This is a genomic window from Symbiopectobacterium sp. RP, assembly GCF_050472005.1.
Classification (GTDB): Bacteria; Pseudomonadota; Gammaproteobacteria; order Enterobacterales; family Enterobacteriaceae; genus Symbiopectobacterium.
In genome coordinates this window covers 1194975-1208692 of the sequence record NZ_JBGOGS010000001.1, presented here as the reverse complement: position 1 = coordinate 1208692, position 13718 = coordinate 1194975, and the positions used below count along the sequence as shown (strand labels likewise).

Sequence of the window (13718 nt, the reverse complement as noted above, 5' to 3'; positions counted from 1 at the left end):
AATTACAAAATCATGTCGCGTCAACACCCCACGGGGGGGAATAATTAGATCTAACTCAACTACCAATGGCGTGATAGCAAACCTCCATTGCACTTCCTGAGCAGGTTGCGCTGAAAACGTTCCATCCCACAGTAAACCCTGTTTTTGATAAATTTTTGACTCTCATCAACCAGCCGTTATCACCAGTGGTGCCATTTTCCTTGACAAAAATTAGTGGGATTTCCGTGAAAACTTTCGGGAAAACGACATCAGGTACCGCGCCATACGTTGAACTAAAACGAGCAAAAATCTCAATCTTCCCGTCCGCATACTTTCGCCAGTAGTAGCCAGTCCTCGAGCCAGTATCTACGATTTCTACTAAACCGAGGTTTTCGGGAGTGAGATTAATATCTTTCGAGCCATCAAACTCAATGCCATTAATTTTTCGTGCCGTCGCTAGTTTAGTCGCCGCTGCCGCCGTCCCCGTTGTCGCCAGTGCCCCAATATTCGCGGGGGTTAAGGCAATATTGGCCGAATCGTCAAACGCCACACCATTGATGGTGCGTGCCGTCGTCAGCTTATCCGCTGTACTGGCGGTATCAGCCGTAACACCGTTAGCCGCCGCAGTAACCGTATATTGGTCGAGCCGTCAAACGCCACACCGTTGATGGTGCGTGCGGTGGCGAGTTTGGTCGCTGTGCCAGCATTGCCCGTGGTCGCCTGATTACCCGCTGCATTAACCCCTGGGAGATTAATGTTTGCCGTGCCGTCAAAAGATACCCCACCAATGGTGCGCGAGGTGGCCAGCTTGGTCGCTGCGGCTGCGGTTGCCGTCGCCAGTAATCGACTATTGGCGTTATCGTTGGCAGCCTTTACCGCTTTCGGCGTAGCCGCTACGGCTTCGTTACTACTGTTTGTATCGCTACTGAGTTTAGCGATCCCGGCGACTGTCGTTGAGGCTTTTGGAAGATTATCCGCTGCATTTTGTTTTAATGCAGCCAACAACGATTGCTGCAACACAGCCACGTCGCCATCATCCAATACATCGTTTTTGCTTTCATCCGCAATGAATTGCGCCACCACACTCGCAATCACCGTCGCCTGGCGGATCGCCTTGTTAATTTGTGCCGATGACGCTTTACCGGATTGAAATCCTGCCGACCGTGCAGGCAAGGTTTCATAATCAGATTGCGCGGTAACATTGGCACCGCTCGCCGTGGCAAACGGCTTAAATTCATTTTTAGCCATTGAGTGCTGTCTCCCATGCGCCGGTATCAAAACCGGTGATAAATGCATTTTCGATATCAAAACCAAAGAATTGATTGCCCACCGAGGGATATAAAATATCCTCAGCAAACACCCCCGCTGCTTTGACGGTTAAATACCCTTGCCGGATCACCGCCAATATTTCCCGTGAAACAGAACCAATCGATGTTTCCGGAAATACCCATACCGACACCATCATGTCCTGATTGTCGATAATCTGCATAGTTAACCCCGATCCCGCCGTGGCGAAGTCGAGAATGGCAGGCAGCGAGTCGTTATTTCGTTTAGCTCTTTGCAGTCGGGCAACGCGTCATAAACGGGGCCGACACCGTAGGCGCTGGCGGGGATCTTCATCCAGCGAGGAACGGCAACGGGAAATTCATGATAGCCAGACTCGCGCGCGGTGCACTTGCCCTGGACGTCGATGTGATACGACGCAAAGCGCATGTTTTTTGCGAGACGGGCATTGACCACATAGGTATCACGCGGAAAAATGGCATGAATAAAATCGAATTTCGCGTCAGGTTTTTTCTTGGCCTCGTCGCGGATTTTGTCGCTCACGTTTTTGTCGCCAAATTCTTTTACCGCCTGCTCTGCGGTTAACGGGTAGCAGCGATACAGGGTGTCAACAATGCCATCACGACGAGACGATGAGACATAGCACTGCGATAGCGGCCACTGCTGGAAGGTAAAGCCGCCCTGCTCCTTGTCCTCATCGATGTAAAGTGCGAACCAGCCAGCAATAACCACATCCAAACAGGCTTCGTAGGCTTCCGCGTCAAAATTGGCCGCGTGAATGTTTTCCCATACCAGCGTTGCGCAGGTGGATAGCCACGTTTTTTGCTCGTCGGTGAGGCTTTCGCTGTTTAAATCCATCCACTGCGCATTAGCGGGCGTCATACCGGACATAAGCGCCGAGGCAAGAATGCGCGTGCTGTCCGTTGCGGTACCGTCCAGCAACTGCGCCACCCTGGATTTAGCGCTGCTGGCGTCCAGTACATCGGAAGAAAAGCCCGCCCCGCGCAACGGGTAGGTGAAATCAAAGCACTCGCGCCAGGCCGATTCATTGGACTGGCGTAATGCTTTCAGTGAATCCGCCCGACGGATTATTTTGCTGGCTGTTTCGTTGACCACGTTACGCCCCCAAGTTGGTTTTACCGCTTGCACCAGACGCAAGCAGTGACGTGCCGGAATCCGCTGCCCCTTCTGAACCCGTGGCAAGCAGGGATGATCCCTTTTTACGTTTACGGCGTGCGGCTGAATCCGCGTTTGCTGCCTTGGCGGCGGCGTCTGCTGCTTTGGCGGCTTCCGCTTCTGGGTCGTACCGCACAACGGTGGGTGAACCTCCTCCACACATGACGGATTCTCCTTAGCTGGGAACGTGCCAGCCCTTGTCAGTCAGTACGGGGGCTTTATGCGGCTTGCGCTGCCCGTCCTCGTTGGTGACTGCGGTACTGGTGGTTTGCGTGGTGGCCTGTTTAACCAGGTCGATAAAATCGAGGTTGTTCGTTAACGGCTGATCCGTGAGGTCGGTAAAGCCATACGCGTCGAATTTAGTGATGATTTGAAAGGCGGCGGCGTTCAGCCCAGAAAGCGCCGCGTTGCGGGCTGTGACAGCGTCTGTAGCAATACCGCTTCCACCATCTGCGTCCGCATCAGTAATAACCGTTGCGCCAGCGGTGGCGGCGTTCAGTTGTTCAGGGGGGTTAGCCGTACCCTCCACCTCCGATGACGTAATGATTTCGCCCGGAACTTCGATTTGCTTTTTAGGTCGACCCATGTTGCTTACTCCGTTGGCATTTGGAGCTTGCAGCATGCGTAAAGGCCTGTTCGGTTTCCCGACTAAATCATTCACACGGTACTACCACGAAAAATAAATTGCTGGCGATAAACAATCATCGGCAAGCGGTCACGACCCCGATTTGTGATCCGGCACCAGAATGCAACCAAGCTTTCGCCATCTCCGTGTTTTGGCTCTGAGCCGCTTTTCCAACCGTGCACCGTGGATTTTGATACGCCCACTTCGCTGGCAAGTTCATACAGCGTTACGCCGGTTCTGGTGATATCGGTGATAACCCGGAACCAATCGACACGGAAAGTAGCGACGAGCGGCATTTTTGGCCCCTTAAACGCGCGCGTGCGCGAGGGTGAAGAGAGGAAAAACAGCAATCCCGGATTTCGAAAAACGCGGAAAACAGAATTTTGTTCTTTCTGCTCGCGGAGCGACCCGCCATTTTTCAGCACTAAATTCTTTCTCTGTGCACGGGATAAAATTCTGGTTCATTAAAATTTCCCCTCTTCGATTAGTACCGCTTGTGTTCTCATTACCCCTTCTGCGTGATAAAGCCGTGCTGTATCCGAATCAATGTGATGTGTACGGTGATCTACTTCGTCATGGCATGCACTACAGCCCCATGCTGCTTGGCGGTCATCGAGTTTTATTCCCATGCCACAGGTGTCCGACATGCGGTAATGCGTTAGTACGGTAGTTTCCGGGTTGAAATTGCAGACGCCGGGAATACGGATCTGACAGTCGCGGCCTCTGGCCTCTTTTTTGAAGTCCGTCATGCGGCGAACTCCATAAGCTGGGCGGCGGCGTTCTCTGCTGATTGCTGGGTAGGAAAGGTTTTTGACAGGATGAATGTCCAGAGAACATCCAGTGTGGCTTTGTACAGGGCGTGAAATTCGATTTCTTCCATTTTTGCGAACGATATCGATCGCGGCTCTTTGTGCAGGCTACCGTCTGGCAGCTCGTATACTTCGTAATGGCCGGACTCGATAGTCACCCAGCGGCGGAATGCTTCGAATGATTTTACCGTGCTGATATTTGCAGCGCGTTTTTTGGCTACGCCATTCAGGTATTCATCAGCAGCGGCCTGTAATGCGTCTTCGCTTCCTGCAAAGTGAGCGAGAAAACGAACGTAGCCGCGTATCAGTTTTTTTTCTGTCGGGGATATGGCCCCGCCTGTCGGTTGCCAGTATTCGAAACCGAGGTTAAGCAGTGAAAAAAACTTGCGGTGAAAAGCCGGGTTTCTGACCTGCCTGATATCGGCAGAGACAACGGCCCCGACTTTTATCCTCTGAATAAAATCTTTTGAATCCGGTGTGGCGGGTATCAGTATTCCACCAGCAGATTTTGTAAATGAATACTGCGCCATCGTTCCCCCTGATAGCGCAGTAATTTGGGTTGCCGGGTGTTCAATCCGGCACTGTTAATTATAGTGCTTTTCCCCTAGTTTTTCAATCCTGTAGCCTGCTGATTTTGCTATATCTATCAGCGCGTTAAGCGTTGCTATGTGCTCGTCTTCCGCAATCATGCGAACACTGACAACTCTTCCATGCTCTATACGCATTGCTACTTGGCAATTCTCAGGTAGGTTTTTAATTAGGTATTCAATATCAACCACTTAAACCCCATCACATTCGGATAATTAAACTCCGTATGATTATTACATCAAGGGGCTGTATATAAAAACAGTATCTAGCTATTTGTTATGCGTAGTTTGATTTCATGCCATCCGCTTGTGTTCCAGCATTCAGAGTCACCCTGCATGCAACACTCTGTGACGGGCAATGACTCGCCACATTTACCGCAACGTTGCTTGCTGAGCGATTTAATCCGCTGTCGCACTCTGGCGTCGTCCTAGCGGATCAGCAACTGGATATACTCGTCCATGTCGTAGGGCTCTTTGCCTGGTCGCCGTACAGCGCAGTTCCGGCGCAGCATGTCCAGTTCCTGAGTATCGAGGTTAAGTTCAAACTTTGTTACGCCAGCCTCCCGCTGGGCGGCTTTACGTTCTGCTGGGGATTTAGGCATTTTTCACCTCAACATTAATCCCTGTCACAACATCGTCATTGATAGATATGATTAACACATCGTTCTCAGTGAAAGGTGAAAGCGGCTCACTTTCCGGTTGGAGGTGTAGCCTGACGCCGCCGTTATAGGTGACGTATCTCACTCTATACCAATCATCAAACACTTCGATAACATCATTTGGCTTGATTGCCAGTGGGTGCTTTCTCTCAAGATGTCGGATACGCATCTACTCCCCCTTATACCTCTACCGTTTTTGGCATCTTTCGTGTTGGTTGTTATAGCAAACCGACTTAAAAATGATTACAGCTAATGCCCTGATATGTGGCAAAAAAATACAGCTAATTGTTATCAAAATAATGTCGCTTGGCTATATCGATATTGCCAGCGAAGCGAGGCGTTGTTCCGTGAACGCGCGATTGCTGAAGCAAGACGGCGTTACCGTCCGATGCCGATCACTGGCCGCTGCTACAGTTGTGAAGAGAAAACGCCCGGTAATTTTTGCTGTCCGGAATGGCTTTGTTGAATAAACATATTTTATGCTGCACCCCCGGTGAAACGACAGATCCTCGCAACGTAAAATCATGCAGTTAGGCCTCATGAGAAAAGTGTACACCTGAGATGACAAGCATTTTCAACCAAAACTGGCATGGAAAAACAGCATGATTACCTATTATTCAACAAAGCCGTTCCGCTTGACAAAAGGGGTAGCATGGTGGGTTGTGCAGGATTCGAACCTGCAACCGAAATTTTTTATCTTATTGATTATAAATAATTTATTAAAAAGTGAATTTACTGCGGCTCTTTTACGGCGCTTCCTCTGTCCGGGTGTAGTCGTCTAGCTCATAGCATTTTTAATGGCAGGTGCTTTTACCTTAGTTGGATCATCGGTTTTAAAGACCTTCAATCGTTTACTGAAGAACATCACTTCTGAGCCCTTATATCGCTCTTGAGCACTGTAGTTTATTCCATACACTAATGATGATGCCTTATAAATACCTTGGATCTCAGGAATATTATCGTAAGAAACAATCCATGGTGTTTTAATATCATTCTGTACTACTTTTGCAACATTAACATGGTCACCATGTTCATAATGGTTGATATATAATCCCTTACCTTTTATGTAATATGGCGGGTCTAAATATGTTAATGATTTCTTAGGCAATTGAACAACTATTTTTTATGAAATCAATTGCATCCATGTTATACAAGTCTATTCTTTCACGGTTTTTTGATATTTTCTTTATCCGAGAAATTAAATCACTTTTGTTATAGCGAGCATCAAGCTTCCATTGCCCTTCTTGATTTTTACCACCAATCACACCGCCTTTTAATATTCCAGAACGATTTGTTCTATTAAGAAAAAAGGAAGAAAAACCAATTGTTAGCATATCATGGCCTTTGGGATTATTAATTATTTCTTTCTGTTTGAACCACTCATTCATTGTGACTTCAGTTCCTTCAATTAAAGTACACAGGTGGTCTGCATTATTTAATACAGTGTGCCAAAAGGCATAAACAGAAATATTAATATCATTAAGAATGATTTTTTCAGCTACATTTAAATGTAAAAGCTTCAGCGCTAAACCAGCCCCTCCAGCATATGGCTCTGCATAATGTATAGGCGAAAGCTTATTATCTTCAATAATCCGAAGCATGAAATTTGAAAGCTTGCCTTTGCCGCCAGGATAGCGAAGTGGGGTGTTAAAACGCATATGATACCTCTAAATGTCAGTTCTAAAGTATATCAAAAAAAGGGCTTTATGGACATCACATAAAGCCCTTTGCAATCAATCAGTTGCCAGACAGATACGAAGTGATAGTAGCAGAGTCAACGCCATGTCCATTTGTCATAATAATTTTAAGATTTTTGATTAATTCATGCTTGAAACTATCGGATTCCACTATAGCCAACCGACTTAAAAATGATTACAGCTAATTGTTATCAAAATAATGTCGCTTGGCTATACATAACCAAATAAGATGAACGGGAATCAATAATCTTATTCAGTGTCATCGTTTTTCCTGCCAGATTGCTCTGGATAATGCTGGATAAATAACCCGGGCCTTAATCCCCTAGCATCTTTATCTGAATTCCTCGTTTCGGGGGATATTTGGTCAGCATAACTATCTCTAATTCCTGCACTGACGGCGCGGTTGCGATTGGTCGAGCGAACGGGATCACGGCGTGGCCCCACCTTAACGGTACGCGGGTTTAATACGCCCTCTTCTTCCGCTATCCACATGCCGGAAATACTCGGGTCAGCGGCGGCTTTTTCGGCCTCAATCAACTGTGTGCGTAACTGCTGGTTTTCCTCCTGGTATTCTTTCGCCGTGCGGCACAGCCGGTTAGCTAGTGCGCTGGCCTCATCCAAATCACTTTGCAATTTGCAAAACGCGGCAATGGTACCAGCCTGAACTGACTCACTGGCAGGGATTTTCAGCGTTTCCCGAATGCTGTCCAGTTCCAGAGATTTAATACTGTTGGCCTCCGCCAGCATTTCCACGCGGTTAGCTATACCGTTTAAAACGTCGAGCTCTTCCTGCGTTTTGGTCATGTTTGCTGCGTCATGCACTGCGGCGGTCATTCCTGCCGTTGATATGGTGGTCATGTGGCATTGCCTCTTAATTCTCTGTATTCACGCCAGTAATTCAGGCGCGCCCTGAAGTGCTCCCGGTACTTCTCATCAACCGTTTCGATCTCACGCACGATATCGGTTCGTGGAATGCGGCATTCAGACAGCATGCGTACCAGGTAACAGGCGCGCAGATCGAGCCATTCCATATCGCGGTATTCCTGTGACCATTCTCCACGGTTGTGAGGTAGACCGGGCGGAAGGTAATCCGACTTCCTAGTCATGGTTTGGTCTTACCTTTTGTTGGTTAAGCGCTGGTCAGGCGCGGTTAAAAGGGTTTCATTGGCTCTTTTTTGGTGTAACGCTTTAGTCTTCCGGCCTCTGATTTGGCTTTTCTCTGCGTAATGTCCTCATCTGTGGTATCCCTGAAATATCCCTCCGTAAACAGTACATGAGCGGTACCGGATGGCCCCTCTCGGTTTAATCGCAAAATTAATTCTGTTAGCTCTGGGTCTGCGTGTTCGTCATGAACCCCCTCGCGGTAAAGCCCGATCCAGATGTCGCAATCCTGCTCGATTTGCCCGGTATCCTTACTGTCAGATGGTAAAGGGCGTTTGTCGGCGCGCTGCTCCAATCCACGGTTTAGCTGGGTAAGCAGCAGCACTATGCAATCCAGTTCTTTCGCCAGATTTTTAAGCCCTGTAGTGATCGCGCCATAACTAATATCGCGGCGCTCTGCTGCCTCACCACGCATCAGGGTGAGATAATCGACGGCCACCAGCCCTACATTGCCGCGCTGGCGTTTTATGCGGCGTGATTCTGAGGCGATATGGGCCAGAGATACACCGGGCGTGCTGTCGATAAACATGTTTGATTCGGCAATATCTTTGGCAATCTCAAACGCTCGTGGCATGTCAGTGTCGTTTTCAGCGCCAACATAAAAAATATTGGAGCTGATACGCGCTTCCTGGCTGATAATGCGCTCGATAATGCCCCTGTCTGTCATTTCGAGGCTAAACAGCAATGTCGGCAGTCGGTGATTTAATGCGAAGTGCGCGGCCACGCGGTTATAAAATGCGGTTTTCCCCATTTTCGGCCTGGCACCCACCACTACCAGCGATCCACGCAACACCTGTTTCGGGGCCATAATGCGATCAAGGTCTTTTATGCCCAGCGTCAGCCCTGCAGCGTGCTCTGGGTCTCTGAACCGGTGATCGACGTCCTCAACCCATTCCTCGATCACTTCCAGCGCCGGGCGCAATCCGCCACGTTTGCCAGAGCTTGCCGCTTCAAATGCCTGATTAACTAACCGCTGTGCAGCGCTTAACCGATCTTCAATGCTCATGTTTCCATGGGCGACGATGATTTCTGCACTCGCGGTTAATTTGTGCTGCACATAACGCGCCACGGCGTTATCGCGCACAATTCGGGCGTAAGCGGTAACGTTGGCCGCTGCGGGTACCCTGCAAATCTGCGCCAGATAACCAAAGTCGCCAACGATATCCAATTCTCCGCGCTTCGTTAGCTCATTACTCAGCGTGATCAGGTCGGTTGGCTGGTGATTTTTAACCAGGTCCGATATGCCGTGGTAAATCAACTGGTGCGCCCGGTTATAAAACGATTCCGGTTTCAGCATCGCCATCACCGCGCTGCGGGCGTCGTCTTCGGTGGTCAGCATCAACCCGCCCAGCGTGGCCTGTTCTGCGTCGGTATTGTGCGGCGGTACAAATTCACCCATGGGTTGATCTCCTGTAGCTGTCCCATGCGAACGGAAGCACCGACACGCTTTCCATAACGCGATCCATGGCTCTGTAGCCCAAAAAACCGTCCAGTTCGTCACGAGTGAAATTGCTGATCAGGATGCACGGAAGCATGCGCTCATAGCGCGTATTGATAATTTCCGACACCAGCAGACGTTCTGAATCCGTACCGTGCTGCATGCCTATCTCGTCGATTACCAACAGCTCTTTTTCACAGTAAAACCCGATAACGTCATACTCGGTGCGCTCGCTGTTCTGCCGCCATGAGTCCCGCATAGCGCGAATAACCCGTTGTGCCGTGGTCATGTACACGTCGGTTTCGTAGTTCTCCATCAGTCCGCGCATGATGGCCACTGCCAGATGCGTTTTCCCCGTTCCCGGGCGGCCAATCATCAGCAGGTTGGAGCCGTTTTCGTAAATCAGCCCCCACTCATTCACGAATTGCGTACAGGCGTTTAAAACCTCCTGTGCGGCGTTATTTGTGAGATTGAAGTTATCCAGCGACGCCGAGGCGAATCGACGCCCTACCCCGCATTCCTCCATCAGGAGCGTGGTAATTTCGCTGGTTTGTTCCTGTGTTGTGGTCATGGTCTTGCCCCTCGTTTCATCCCAAGTTGTGCTGTGCCGTAATCACGGTTGAGCATGTCTTGCGTGGTGTCAGATGATTTTCCAGCAGGTCTTGGTGGTTGCGGTTGTGCAGATACCACCCATGGGTTTTCCCATTCCCGGCTGGTACCGTAAAACCGCTGTGCTTGCATGACGTACGGCGTACCAATTTGGCCCTTGGCAGCGCAGAACGTGGCGTAACGTTGGGTGGCGGCTAGCAGGGCAGCAGGTGTAACACCCTCTTTGACGCGAGCCCGCCAGTGTTTGAATGCATGGTTTTTTGGGTTTGAGCCTTCTCGCTTGGGAAAAGCTTTCCAGCAAGATTCAAATTCAGCCAAGTGGGGATCGGTGGATTTCTCACCCGTGTCATCGGCAGATGGCACAAGTGTTTTTTTGTTTATATTCAGTTCTTGTTTTAATTCATTACTTATTAGTGGGGGATTTGCCGTCTTCGGGTCAACCGTCGCCGGATTATCCGTCTGCGGTGATATTTGAGGCACTTCGCTGACGACGTACGACACACCATCAAACGCACCGCTGTTGCTCCGTTTGGTATCCGCATGCAGGTATCCGGCCTGTTTTAACTCGTTGAGTAATCCCCGCACGGCATCACGCCCAGCGGATTTACCCGATCCCTGAGTCTGGTTAATCAGGTGAGCGACGGAAACCTCCCAGTTATCGAGCTTACCCAGAAAGTAAATCAACAAGCCGCGCGCCCCCCAGGAGAGCGAGAGGTCTTCACTGATTGATTTATCCAGCGTATAAAACTGCGATTCTGGCCGTGGGCCTCGTCTGATAGCCATGATCACACCCCCAGCGCTTCAGCGATTTGTCTGCATGCCGCCTGATACTGCTCCGGTGTCAGTTTATTCTGCCTGAGTTCCATTTTGCGCTGCTCGTACTGCTCCCACATGGACAGCGCAGCAGCCCTGCGGCCTTCAAAAATAGCTTCAACATCCGCAACAGTCGCAGGTGTCCCATTGACCCGGAAACCATTCCGGTAGGTGATTCGGTCGATTCTGGTAAGCATTGGTCTTGCCTCGTTAAGCGGTGGTCATCCGCATGTTTTTTTGCGATACGGCATGCATGGCCCCACAGGCCATTTCTATTCGCTGAGTCACGTCACGATCGTTTAGCATCACGGCAATAACAGCGGTCGAAAACTCACGAATTGCCACGGTTAGCAGGTATGTCGTGCCAGTTTCACCCAGCAGCCGGGCACGGCGTTCTGCGGGTAGCACTGTGTGAAAAATCGGTGCCAGTGCCTCGAGCTTTCGGTGTGATGCCGCCGTATCAGCACGCAGCCAGCGAAATAACTGCTGCCTGTTGTTGTAAATGGCTTTCCAGTCAACAGCGCCATTGTGTTCTATCGGATAGAGACGGATCGCCGGATCACCGCCAATCTCAAAAAATGCCCGTGACACTTCAATCGCTACCGACTCTTGGCCGGCATCAGCCGCCCATGCTTCGATCTCATCTTTCAATGCCTGAATGTTCATTGCGTCTCCTGTCGCAAGTTGATTATTGATAATCAGATTTTTGAAGCAGCACCGATTAGCCTGCATCTGTCGAACGGTTCTCATACAACGAGGGATCGTATTTCAGTTCCCCGTTGGTGAGGCGTTCTAGGCGCGCGGCGCGGCGTTCGGGGATTACGTGGCCCCAACGGGATACCGATGCTTGCGAAACTCCAGCCGCTTCCGCCAGTTTGGTTTTGCTGCCAAAGAATTTTATTGCGTCGTCTTTTAACACATTTACCTCCATTCAACTTAACTTTTATTAGTAATTTATGACTTAATAAATACTAAGTCAACATAATTTATATTAAGCACTATGAAAACGAATGAACTGCCTGAGCGCATGAGAGCCCGTAGAACCGAACTCAACATGTCACAGCAACGACTGGCGGATGCTGTGAAGGTTTCTCATGTCACAATCTTCAAATGGGAAAATGGCGATACGGAACCGAAAGGGAAAAACCTGTTTACCCTGAGCAAAGCGCTTAGATGCTCTCCGACATGGTTACTTTTTGGAGACGAGTCAAGCCAACCAACCCCTGCGCCAGAACTACCCACGGCTTTGGATGAAAGACAGCAAAAGCTAATTTATCTATTTGATTCTCTTCCCGAATCTGAGAAAGAACGGCACATTTCAGAGCTTGAAGGGAAAGTTGATGGCTTTAACGCCCTGTTTGAAGAGCTACTAATCGCAAGAAAAAAAACTAATAAAAAATAATCTAAATATCACTGTGTTAACCTTAACTTGTCTTTTGGCTTAACTTTTTGAAAGCAAAGTTGCTTTCCATTAAGCTTACTATTAGTTAAGGTTTGTCTCATTGGTAGCGAACAATCCCGTTCGCCGCGAGGCAAGACCAATACCAGCGCAGTAGTTTGGGTGACAGTTCTGACACCCCGGAAAGACGGGTGAAGTAAGACCGAAGCAGCAGGAACCTAGCCGCCTGACAGAGGAATCAAGCAGGCACAATTAACACGTTCTGTTTTAACAACAGATGGAGGCACCAATGCTTAACACTGACGAACGACTTTACTACGCAGGAGCAGGAGAAACCCTGAAAACGCTATTGCTCCATGTCTATCAAGAAGAAGCCCTGAAGAAATCGCAAAAGAATGAAAGTGACGAACAAGCTTTTGCAAACCGGGCCAAGCAGATCGCCGTCGGCGTTCGCGACGCATATCTGACACTGCTTCACGTTCCGCTACCGCAACGTGGTGGTGATTTCGATTTAGCGCTTAGCCAGAAGATCGCGAAAAACCTTAAATATCTGCTCGCCGATGAGATTAACGGGAAAGGTCAAGCAGGCTGATTAGCCGTTCTTTCTTCTCGGTACCGTCGGGGAAAAAACGCAGCAAGCGTTCGCTGAACTGGTTCTCCGATTCAGCAACGAGGGCTGATACAACAGTTTTTAGCAGCTCGACATCGTTAATCAGTTCTTCAACTTCTGGTGATTTAGGCATTTTAGTTTTCCTCTTTGTTTGTGGTGAACAGAGGATACTACGAACCGGGCGTGATGGTGTATCCCGGCACCAATTACGTAGCCACAGCGGGAAAGTGTGGCAGGCAAGACCTGACGGCGGGAAAGACCGCGCCAATATCAGGAAAGGCGGTCGTAAGTTCTGGGAGTGTTTGGACAGTAAAGCGACGTCGGATAGCGTAACCGACACTGCAAGTGTTGCTGTGTGTCGTTTCGGCGGTGCGGTGTATTCCCAACCAATTCGCCAATTTTTTCGTAGACGTAAAAAAGCCCACCGTCAGGCAGGCTTCTTTACCCCGGTTCACTGACCAAAGTTTGCCGGGAAGTTGATAGAAAGGGACCAACCTTTCTATCGAGGCAAGACCAATACCAACCTAAGCCGATACTGATCGGCACGATTATACGAGGTTCGCTATGAAAGCGCCAGAAATCACCGTGAAGTTGTATATCCATTTCAACACCCATTTAGAAAAAGTCGAAGCTGTAGCGTGTGACATGTCACACCTTCAAGGCTGGATCCTTTTGGGTACCCACGATGTAACCATTACCGTTCCGCCACACGCCCCTATCGATCTGATTGACCGCCAGATTGAATCACTCAAAAACCAGCAATCTAACGTGTTGGCCGACTCACTGGCGAAAGACCGGGATATTGAAAAAGAAATCCAGCGCCTGCTGTCCATAAAGGAAAGCGCTAACCCTGACTATCTGAATAACTGAGG

General features: G+C 49.3%; 22 protein-coding genes and 4 pseudogenes. 5 read left to right on the top strand and 21 right to left on the bottom strand.

From position 1 onward, the window contains the following. Window positions 1-55: 55 nt before the first annotated feature. The 11 genes and pseudogenes from ACD630_RS07950 to ACD630_RS07900 form a co-directional block, all read right to left on the bottom strand. Window positions 56-529: a hypothetical protein gene (locus ACD630_RS07950; protein ID WP_430358703.1), complete on the bottom strand. Its 474-nt coding sequence runs from the start codon at window positions 527-529 to the stop codon at window positions 56-58. 23 nt (window positions 530-552) lie between these two features. Continuing rightward, window positions 553-1227 carry a phage tail protein gene (locus tag ACD630_RS07945; RefSeq protein ID WP_430358702.1) on the bottom strand — a complete coding sequence of 225 codons (675 nt, stop codon included), beginning with the start codon at window positions 1225-1227 and terminating at the stop codon, window positions 553-555. Beyond that, window positions 1220-1522 (bottom strand): annotated as a pseudogene (locus tag ACD630_RS07940) (DUF2612 domain-containing protein); the annotation flags it as partial. The gene ACD630_RS07945 and the pseudogene ACD630_RS07940, both read right to left, overlap by 8 nt. A 2-nt stretch (window positions 1523-1524) precedes the next feature. Next, window positions 1525-2379, bottom strand: a pseudogene (locus ACD630_RS07935) (portal protein); the annotation flags it as partial. A gap of 235 nt (window positions 2380-2614) precedes the next feature. Next, window positions 2615-3061: a hypothetical protein gene (locus tag ACD630_RS07930; RefSeq protein WP_430358477.1), complete on the bottom strand. Its 447-nt coding sequence runs from the start codon at window positions 3059-3061 to the stop codon at window positions 2615-2617. 35 nt (window positions 3062-3096) lie between these two features. Next, window positions 3097-3489 carry a hypothetical protein gene (locus tag ACD630_RS07925; RefSeq protein WP_430358701.1) on the bottom strand — a complete coding sequence of 131 codons (393 nt, stop codon included), beginning with the start codon at window positions 3487-3489 and terminating at the stop codon, window positions 3097-3099. A 39-nt stretch (window positions 3490-3528) separates the two neighbouring features. Beyond that, on the bottom strand, window positions 3529-3813 hold the full coding sequence (locus ACD630_RS07920; RefSeq protein ID WP_430358700.1) for a DUF1364 domain-containing protein: 285 nt from the start codon (window positions 3811-3813) through the stop codon (window positions 3529-3531). Further along, complete coding sequence (locus ACD630_RS07915; protein ID WP_430358699.1) at window positions 3810-4403, bottom strand: DUF1367 family protein; 594 nt, start codon at window positions 4401-4403, stop codon at window positions 3810-3812. The genes ACD630_RS07920 and ACD630_RS07915 overlap by 4 nt, the downstream gene beginning before the upstream one ends. A gap of 54 nt (window positions 4404-4457) precedes the next feature. Then, window positions 4458-4652: a hypothetical protein gene (locus ACD630_RS07910; protein WP_430358698.1), complete on the bottom strand. Its 195-nt coding sequence runs from the start codon at window positions 4650-4652 to the stop codon at window positions 4458-4460. A gap of 74 nt (window positions 4653-4726) precedes the next feature. Next, window positions 4727-5062: pseudogene (locus ACD630_RS07905) on the bottom strand (hypothetical protein). Further along, window positions 5055-5288, bottom strand: coding sequence for a hypothetical protein (locus ACD630_RS07900; RefSeq protein WP_430358697.1), 234 nt, complete (start codon window positions 5286-5288; stop codon window positions 5055-5057). Before ACD630_RS07900 ends, ACD630_RS07905 begins: the two are co-directional and overlap by 8 nt. Before the next feature lie 70 nt (window positions 5289-5358). Here ACD630_RS07900 and ACD630_RS07895 point away from each other — a divergent pair, with 70 nt between their 5' ends. Together ACD630_RS07895 and ACD630_RS07890 are read left to right on the top strand one after the other, a co-directional pair. After that, the gene (locus tag ACD630_RS07895) at window positions 5359-5589 is read left to right on the top strand and encodes a hypothetical protein (RefSeq protein ID WP_430358696.1); all 231 of its coding nucleotides are present in this window, start codon (window positions 5359-5361) and stop codon (window positions 5587-5589) included. Between the two features lie 119 nt (window positions 5590-5708). Beyond that, the gene (locus ACD630_RS07890) at window positions 5709-5834 is read left to right on the top strand and encodes a hypothetical protein (RefSeq protein ID WP_430358695.1); all 126 of its coding nucleotides are present in this window, start codon (window positions 5709-5711) and stop codon (window positions 5832-5834) included. 63 nt (window positions 5835-5897) lie between these two features. Here the strand turns inward: ACD630_RS07890 and ACD630_RS07885 are convergent. The 9 genes and pseudogenes from ACD630_RS07885 to ACD630_RS07845 form a co-directional block, all read right to left on the bottom strand. Next, window positions 5898-6777 (bottom strand): annotated as a pseudogene (locus ACD630_RS07885) (DNA adenine methylase). A gap of 288 nt (window positions 6778-7065) precedes the next feature. After that, window positions 7066-7674, bottom strand: coding sequence for a hypothetical protein (locus ACD630_RS07880; RefSeq protein ID WP_430360132.1), 609 nt, complete (start codon window positions 7672-7674; stop codon window positions 7066-7068). Then, window positions 7671-7847: a hypothetical protein gene (locus tag ACD630_RS07875; RefSeq protein WP_430358694.1), complete on the bottom strand. Its 177-nt coding sequence runs from the start codon at window positions 7845-7847 to the stop codon at window positions 7671-7673. The genes ACD630_RS07880 and ACD630_RS07875 overlap by 4 nt, the downstream gene beginning before the upstream one ends. Window positions 7848-7966: 119 nt before the next feature. Beyond that, on the bottom strand, window positions 7967-9376 hold the full coding sequence (locus ACD630_RS07870) for a replicative DNA helicase (protein WP_430358693.1): 1410 nt from the start codon (window positions 9374-9376) through the stop codon (window positions 7967-7969). Further along, entirely contained in the window at window positions 9369-9986 is a 618-nt protein-coding gene (locus ACD630_RS07865) for an ATP-binding protein (protein WP_430358692.1), read from the bottom strand. The genes ACD630_RS07870 and ACD630_RS07865 overlap by 8 nt, the downstream gene beginning before the upstream one ends. After that, a complete protein-coding gene (locus tag ACD630_RS07860) occupies window positions 9983-10807 on the bottom strand; it encodes a hypothetical protein (RefSeq protein ID WP_430358691.1) in 825 nt (274 codons plus the stop codon). Before ACD630_RS07860 ends, ACD630_RS07865 begins: the two co-directional genes overlap by 4 nt. A 2-nt stretch (window positions 10808-10809) precedes the next feature. Further along, window positions 10810-11034 carry a hypothetical protein gene (locus tag ACD630_RS07855; RefSeq protein ID WP_430358690.1) on the bottom strand — a complete coding sequence of 75 codons (225 nt, stop codon included), beginning with the start codon at window positions 11032-11034 and terminating at the stop codon, window positions 10810-10812. Window positions 11035-11047: 13 nt separating this feature from the next. Next, window positions 11048-11503 (bottom strand): toxin YdaT family protein, encoded by a 456-nt coding sequence (locus ACD630_RS07850; protein ID WP_430358689.1) that lies wholly within the window; start codon window positions 11501-11503, stop codon window positions 11048-11050. A gap of 55 nt (window positions 11504-11558) precedes the next feature. Further along, window positions 11559-11756: a Cro/CI family transcriptional regulator gene (locus ACD630_RS07845; RefSeq protein ID WP_430359950.1), complete on the bottom strand. Its 198-nt coding sequence runs from the start codon at window positions 11754-11756 to the stop codon at window positions 11559-11561. Window positions 11757-11837: 81 nt separating this feature from the next. On the opposite strand from ACD630_RS07845, the gene ACD630_RS07840 reads away from it, so the two are divergent. Together ACD630_RS07840 and ACD630_RS07835 are read left to right on the top strand one after the other, a co-directional pair. Continuing rightward, window positions 11838-12239 (top strand): helix-turn-helix domain-containing protein, encoded by a 402-nt coding sequence (locus tag ACD630_RS07840; protein ID WP_430358688.1) that lies wholly within the window; start codon window positions 11838-11840, stop codon window positions 12237-12239. Between the two features lie 286 nt (window positions 12240-12525). Continuing rightward, window positions 12526-12828, top strand: a complete 303-nt coding sequence (locus ACD630_RS07835; RefSeq protein WP_430358687.1) for a hypothetical protein — start codon at window positions 12526-12528, stop codon at window positions 12826-12828. Here the strand turns inward: ACD630_RS07835 and ACD630_RS07830 are convergent. After that, window positions 12803-12979: a hypothetical protein gene (locus tag ACD630_RS07830; RefSeq protein WP_430358686.1), complete on the bottom strand. Its 177-nt coding sequence runs from the start codon at window positions 12977-12979 to the stop codon at window positions 12803-12805. The two genes, ACD630_RS07835 and ACD630_RS07830, sit on opposite strands and share 26 nt — an antisense overlap. Before the next feature lie 431 nt (window positions 12980-13410). On the opposite strand from ACD630_RS07830, the gene ACD630_RS07825 reads away from it, so the two are divergent. Continuing rightward, on the top strand, window positions 13411-13716 hold the full coding sequence (locus tag ACD630_RS07825) for a hypothetical protein (protein WP_430358685.1): 306 nt from the start codon (window positions 13411-13413) through the stop codon (window positions 13714-13716). Window positions 13717-13718: the final 2 nt, after the last annotated feature.